Genomic DNA, 710 nt, shown 5'->3' with positions numbered 1-710 from the left:
TGTCTCGTCCTAAAAAAAGTTTACAGTTTAACTGCTAAATCCTGTTATACGTTTACAATATTAATTAATCCTAAAATAGGTTTACAAAATCACATTTTGAGGTTTATAATAACTTTTCCATGTTCGCTCCACTTCTATGTTATTTTGATGCACAAACTCAGGGGTGAGCATATTACAGCTCATGTGTGGCCTTTGGTTATTATAGCTTTTTACAGACTTGGTTAATAGTTCCATTACCTCTTCTTTGGTACTCGGGCTCTGATGTTCCAGGTATTCCTGTTTCATAATTCCATTAATCCTTTCGGCAATAGCATTTTCTAAAGGATCACCATTCTCGGTCATGCTAATGATTATGTTGTTGTCCTGTAATAGCTTTACATAATCATAACTGCAATATTGAACACCTCTGTCTGAATGATGTATTAAGCCGGTTATTGGTTGCCTATTTTCTTTGAGGGCCATTTGTAAAGCGCTTAATGTATGAACACCTTCTAATGTATCTGCAGCATGATAACCAACAATTTTCCTGCTATATGCATCTGTGATAAAGCTTATATATACAAAGCCCTGAGTTGTTCTGTAATAGGTTATATCTGATACCCATATCTCATTTACTTTATTAGGGATTATTTCTTTTATACAGTTGGGATACTTTTTTAACCAGTGAAAAGATTGGGTGGTATAAACCCTTCGCCTTTTCTTCCGTACCA

The 710-nt window shown here is 34.8% G+C and carries 1 protein-coding gene; it reads right to left on the bottom strand.

Translation table 11 applies throughout. The features are described 5' to 3' along the window. Positions 1-81: 81 nt before the first annotated feature. Positions 82-710: IS3 family transposase (locus tag IEX80_RS27730; RefSeq protein ID WP_188834832.1), on the bottom strand; the 629-nt coding region annotated here is incomplete at its 5' end.

This window comes from Mucilaginibacter rubeus, from assembly GCF_014643835.1.
GTDB classification, from domain to species: domain Bacteria; phylum Bacteroidota; class Bacteroidia; order Sphingobacteriales; family Sphingobacteriaceae; genus Mucilaginibacter; species Mucilaginibacter rubeus.
The sequence above is the reverse complement of the archived record's forward strand: the minus strand, read 5'-3'. Positions and strand labels throughout refer to the sequence as shown.